Here is a 5,819-nt window from a genome sequence, read left to right as displayed (position 1 = left end):
GCTCATGGACCCGATCGACACGTCCTCCCCGCAGGGCAAGTTCACCCTCCAAGTTTTGGGCGCCGCCGCTGAGTTCGAGCGCGCCCTAATCCGCGAACGCACCAAGGCTGGGCTGGCCAGCGCACGAACCAAAGGCCGGATAGGCGGCAACCCGGGTCTACGAGCCCACGATCCCGCCGCGCTGCGCAAGGTGCGGCTGGCGCGGCAGGACGGATACATGGAGCGCCTGAACGAGACGGCGCGGGACTGGGTTCCCTATGTTCGCCGCCTGCGCCCGGACCTGGCCTGGGAAGACGTAGTGCGCATCGTCAACGGCCCCTTGCCCCGCGAGCGCCAATGGACGCAAAGTCGGCTTCTGCGCGCGGTCAACGCCTATGTTCGGGACGGCTTCCTACCGCCGACGGTACTGGACCGCGCCGACCGCCGCGAAACCAACGACCGCCTGCCCGCCATCGTCGCCGCCATTAAGGGAGCGGACCCCGACATCACGCTTCAGGCGATCTGCACCCGACTGGAAGCAATGCGCGAGCGCACGCCTCGCGGGCGGACAAGCTGGCAGCCTTCTTCAGTGAAGATGCTGCTGGAACGGGCGGAGAAGCTGGGGCTGTTGCCTTGACGATTCGAAAGTGCGCTCATCCTTAGAAGGCAGTACTGGCGACAGCACCACAACATGTAGCAAGCGTGAACTCTGCCTGAGGTGGTAGAAGTTCATGTTTTTCAATGTCATGACGGTCAGTAAGGCTGACGACGTGCCCGCTCATCCGCCAGCATCAGCTACGAGCTGTAGAATTTTCTTGCACCACTGTCAGACATGACGCATTCATTGTCGTAGCGGAAAATCGCGAGAATTTCGGTTTTCTGCGCTACAAAGAAAACGTGGCTCCAAGGAGCACAGTGAGTGTGGGTAAACCGCACCACGATCTGGATGAGGGCAGTATGACCGAAGAGCGTGTTTTTGCAGAGCTCCAGAGCGACGCATCCACACTGCATGAGTCGATCCGGATGCATCTGGAGCGCAATTTTGCGCCTGACGCCCGGAAGTACTTGAGAAGCTTTTCATCGACAGAAGCGGCGGAATTTCTCGGGCTCGCGCCTGGTCACCTGCGCAAACTCCACGCGGAGGACAAGATCCCCGACGTCCCGCTCGATGAGCGTGGAAGGAAACTGTACTCAGCCGACGACCTTGCGCAGATCCGTTTGGCTCTGGCGCGAACCACCCGGGACCCTTCGCTTTATCTGCGCGGGCGGGTCGGATCAGAGCCGCTGCAGATAATCTCTTGCGTGTCGTTCAAGGGCGGGTCAGCGAAGACGACGACTGCGGCATATCTCAGCCAATGGTATGCCTTGCACGGCTACCGGGTGCTGGTGATCGACATGGACCCGCAGGCCTCGCTGTCGTCGATGACCGGTTTGCGGCCTGAAATCGACTTCACGCATCAAGGCACGATCTATGATGCCATCCGGTATGATAACCCTGTGCCGATGAGCGAGGTGGTGCGGAAAACCTACTTCCACGGCCTGGACATAGCCGCCGGTGGCCTGATCCTGTCGGAGTATGAGACCGAGACCCCCTACGCCCTTCGACGTGGCTCCGAACCACCCTTTTACCTGCGGCTTCGCGAAGCAATCCTCTCGGTTGAAGCCAACTATGATCTGGTGTTCATCGATTGCCCGCCGCAGCTTGGGTTCTTGACCCTCTCGGCTCTTGTGGCCTCGTCTTCGATCATCATCCCAGTGGTGCCAAACTTTATCGACGTGGCATCCTTGGCCCAGTTTCTGACCATGACCTCATCCTTGCTCGATACGATCAGGGACGCAGGAATGACGTTGGAGTACGACTTTCTCCGCTACCTGGTCTCTCGCTTCGAACCTTCGGACGGGCCGCAAGCGCAGGTTGCCGGACTGCTACGCGCCAACTTTGGCAAACGCGTGATGACCGAGACGTTTCTGAAGTCCACAGCCGTCTCGGACGCTGGCCTTACACATCAGACTTTGTTCGAGGTCGGTCGCGGTAGCATGAACCGCAACACTTATGACCGCGCGATGGAATCAATCAACGCTGTCGCGCGGGAGCTGGAACAAGACATCCACAGAGCATGGGAGCGCGGCTAAGATGGCCAGAAAGAACATGTTCGAAGGCATCACTCCCGCCTCTCGGCCGGAAGAAGATGCCAAGGCACCCCTGCCCCGCCCGACCGCCAAGATGCCAGAAGTGTTTCAAAGTGCTGGGCCGATCGCAGCCATCCGCAACGATCTGCGCAGTGTCGGGGCTCGATCAGTGCAGGACATCGATCCCGAACTGATTGAAGACACCGGGTTAAAGGATCGCATCGGAGCGCTTGACGACGACATCGCCGAACTGCGCGAAAGCATTTCCAAACACGGCCAGCAGGTTCCGATCCTGTTGCGGCCGCACCCGAAACTGAGCGGTCGGTATCAGGTGGTTTACGGGCGCCGCAGGCTTGCCGCAATCCGCGGCTTGGGAACGCCGGTCAAGGCGCTGATCCGCACTCTTTCCGACGAAGAGGCGGTCCTGGCGCAGGGCCAGGAAAACAACCTTCGCAAAGACCCGTCCTTCATCGAGAAGGCCTTGTTCGCAGGCGATCTGGAAGAGGCGGGCTACGATGCGCGCGTGGTTCAGGACGCGCTGAACGTGAACCGCAGCCACACGTCGCACATGCGCAAGGTGCGCGAGGCATTTCCGAGACAAGTGCTGGAACGCATCGGTGCGGCGCCCTCAATCGGATGGAAACGCTGGTACGAACTCGCCGTTGTGGTGCTTGAGAAGAACATCGACGTTCTTTCGGTCCACCCTGCCCCTTTCCCGGAAGGTTCCAGCTCGGACGAGCGATTTGCGGCCTGGGTGAAAGCTCTTCCAAAGGCGGATATCCCTAAGGATAAACGCCAACAGAGGGGCACAACGCCCTTCACGCTGATGGCGCAAGATGGGTCCTCTCTGGGAGAGGTCGCGCTTACTAAAGGGGCATTGGGCTTCCGGCCATCGGCGCAACACAGGGATTTCGCGGCGTGGCTGCATGCAAATGCGGATGACGTCTTCTCGCGCCTTCATGAAGAATTTCTCAGTCAGTCCAAGAAGAAGGACTGAGGGAATGCAACGAAAACAACAGAGGAGCAGTGTCGGAAAAGGATAGGCCTCCCGAATGGAAACCACCCGGAAGGCCCGCGCAAAACACAGGGCGCCAACCCTGAGAATGCTCATCTTCTAGCACGAGCAGACTAGCGCAGGCCCGAATCGCACGCAACATCGCTTCGCGGTGATCCGATATCTTTTATCCTTTTTGTGGAGAAGAACGGACACCGACAGGCAGGGTTGCAAGGTCTTCACTCGGCTGACCCGAGCGTTCCGCCCGATTCAACATGGAACATGTCATGTCTTCGCCCGTGCAGCGGCACGTTCGGCGCACCAATTCCTCATATCTGAACGACCGCAACACTGTAACGCCTGTTAAGACGGAAGACGCGCGCTGGTCGCTTCTGGATTTGGTACGCCGTTGCCGCAAACCTCTTGGTCTGAGAGACCGTGACATTGGGGTTCTACGAGGTCTTCTGTCGTTCTTGCCCCAGTCGGCCGACCCAAACTCACTTGTTGTCTTTGCCTCCAACAGGGCGTTGATCGAGCGCTGTGACGGGATCGACGAACGCACACTGAGGCGCCGCCTCACCAATCTGAAGGCAAACGGATTGCTGGCTCGAAAGTCGAGCCCGAACGGAAAGCGATATCGGGTACAGGATGAGTGTGCCGAAACCAAACTAACCTACGGCATCGACCTCGCGCCCCTGTTCGCCATCCGCGATCACCTCATCGCCCTTGCAGAGGAATGCTCCCGAGAAGAAATTCGGTGCAAAGCGCTCCGGTCATTGATCCGAGACATTCTTTACCACAGGGCTGCGGACATTCAGCCCGCACTGCACGACCTTGCATGCCGCTCACTGCGTCGTTCCTTGTCTTCGGACCAGCTGGCCGGTCTCATTCAGGAACTCCAGGAAGACCTTCCTCACTCGGGCGCTCAGGCATCGTCCGTTGCAGATGCAGTGACCGTCAGCGACAGACAAAATGACCGGCATATTCAGAAGTCAAAGAAAGAAAACTATGAATCTGAATCTGCGGCTGAGAACGTGAGCATGGCCAATCGATCTAGCGATGCAGCGAGCATTGATGTCGGACCAAGCAACGATATCACAGTGTCTGAGTGCATGGCCCTGGCCAAGAGTGCTGCATCCTTCGCTTCCGTGACTGCAAAGGATTGGGGCGATGTCGTTCGATTGTCCGACACCCTTGCTCCGGCGGTTGGACTAGCGAGAACCGACGTAGAGACGGCACGGCAAGCGATGGGCGCGCTTGGCTCAGCACTCGCCATTCTTGGTATTATCGAAGCATTCGACAGAATCCGGCAGCCGAGGGCCTATCTACAAGCGCTAGCCAATCGGGCAGCAAGCGAAAGCATGGACTTCGTCCGTATGTTCCGCTCGCTCACAACCTGCCGCGCCCCGTCAGCGCGTAGTGTGACCATTGCTTGATGTATACCGGGGTAAACATAACCCCCTCTTGCTCCACGTATACCCCGGTAAACATGCCGCCCATTTCGAGAGGGAAAGGTTGGGGGTTTGAGGGGTGACGGGAAGTGAGATCGGGAGAGTGGCTTCCGGCGCCCGTCGTGGAGAAGATCTGATGGCGAAAGCAGCCCAGAAAATCACGCTGTCCCCCTCGCGGGACATCCCCTTCGACAAGCTCGTGCTGAGCCAGTCCAACGTACGGCGCATCAAGGCAGGCGTCTCGATCGAGGAACTGGCCGAAGATATCGCGCGGCGCGGCCTGCTGCAGGGCTTGAACGTCCGGCCCGTGGTCGATGCTGAAGGGGTCGAGACCGGCATGTTCGAGATCCCGGCCGGCGGCCGTCGTTTCCAGGCACTGTCGCTGCTGGTTAAGCAGAAACGTCTGGCCAAGACCGCCCCGATCCCCTGCATCGTGCGGGATACGGCGTCGGAGATCCTCGCCGAGGACGACTCGCTGGCGGAGAACATGCAGCGCGTCGCCCTGCACCCGCTCGACCAGTTCAGCGCATTCCAGGCCTTGCGCGAGAAAGGTCAGGGCGAAGAAGCGATTGCGGCGGCCTTCTTCGTGACACCTCAGGTCGTCAAACAGCGCCTGAAACTTGCATCCGTGGCCCCTGCCCTGCTCGAGGTCTACGCTGAGGACGGCATGACGCTGGAACAGCTGATGGCCTTCACGGTAACCCAAGACCATGCGCGTCAGGTGCGGGTCTGGGATGCAGTGAAGAACTCCTGGAACAAGGAGCCCTATGCCATCCGGCGCATGCTCACGGAAACCTCGGTCCGGGCATCGGATCGTCGCGTCGTTTTCGTCGGCGTCGATGCCTATGAGGCGGCTGGCGGCGTCGTGCTGCGCGATCTCTTCCAGGGCGATGATGGTGGCTGGCTCGAGGACCCTGCCCTGCTTGATCGGCTCGTCACCGAGAAGCTTCAGGCGGAAACCGAAGCGCTGGCCTCCGAGGGCTGGAAGTGGATCGAGGTCGCGACAGACCTGCCCTACGGCTATAGCCATGGCCTGCGGCGCCTGCCCGGTGATCCCGCGCCGATGACTGACGAGGAAAGCGCGTCCCATGCGGCATTGCTCTCTGAATACCGCGCGCTGGAGGAGAAATACTCCGGCCAGGACGAATATCCCGAGGAGATCGACGCGCGGCTTGGTCAGCTGGAGATGGCGTTGGAATCGCTCGAACGGCGGCCCTTGATCTACGACGCGGCCGAGGTCGGGCGCGCGGGCGTCTTCGTCACGC

Annotated in this window: 5 protein-coding genes; all 5 read left to right on the top strand. The window is 59.9% G+C overall.

The genetic code is table 11. From position 1 onward, the window contains the following. A partial coding sequence (locus FE811_RS25490; RefSeq protein WP_140849304.1) for a recombinase family protein occupies nt 1-616 on the top strand: 616 nt, incomplete at its 5' end. A gap of 320 nt (nt 617-936) precedes the next feature. Continuing rightward, nucleotides 937-2,112, top strand: a complete 1,176-nt coding sequence (repA, locus tag FE811_RS25485; protein ID WP_140849302.1) for a plasmid partitioning protein RepA — start codon at nt 937-939, stop codon at nt 2,110-2,112. Nucleotide 2,113: 1 nt separating this feature from the next. After that, a complete protein-coding gene (gene repB / locus FE811_RS25480; protein ID WP_181180974.1) occupies nt 2,114-3,106 on the top strand; it encodes a plasmid partitioning protein RepB in 993 nt (330 codons plus the stop codon). 284 nt (nt 3,107-3,390) lie between these two features. Continuing rightward, nucleotides 3,391-4,539 (top strand): plasmid replication protein RepC, encoded by a 1,149-nt coding sequence (repC, locus tag FE811_RS25475; protein ID WP_181180973.1) that lies wholly within the window; start codon nt 3,391-3,393, stop codon nt 4,537-4,539. 151 nt (nt 4,540-4,690) lie between these two features. Continuing rightward, a partial coding sequence (locus tag FE811_RS25470; protein ID WP_181180972.1) for a ParB/RepB/Spo0J family partition protein occupies nt 4,691-5,819 on the top strand: 1,129 nt, incomplete at its 3' end.

It is taken from the genome of Paracoccus sp. FO-3 (assembly GCF_006386455.1).
In the GTDB taxonomy this organism is placed as follows: Bacteria; Pseudomonadota; Alphaproteobacteria; order Rhodobacterales; family Rhodobacteraceae; genus Paracoccus; species Paracoccus versutus.
Note: the sequence above shows the minus strand (reverse complement) of the source record. Positions and strands in the feature narration are given on the sequence as shown.

What these genes read in the sequence shown, in the direction of transcription:
- repC (WP_181180973.1), top strand. Translation starts at nt 3,391, where the DNA reads ATGTCTTCGCCCGTGCAGCGGCACGTTCGGCGCACCAATTCCTCATAT.
- repA (WP_140849302.1), top strand. Translation starts at nt 937, where the DNA reads ATGACCGAAGAGCGTGTTTTTGCAGAGCTCCAGAGCGACGCATCCACA.
- repB (WP_181180974.1), top strand. Translation starts at nt 2,114, where the DNA reads ATGGCCAGAAAGAACATGTTCGAAGGCATCACTCCCGCCTCTCGGCCG.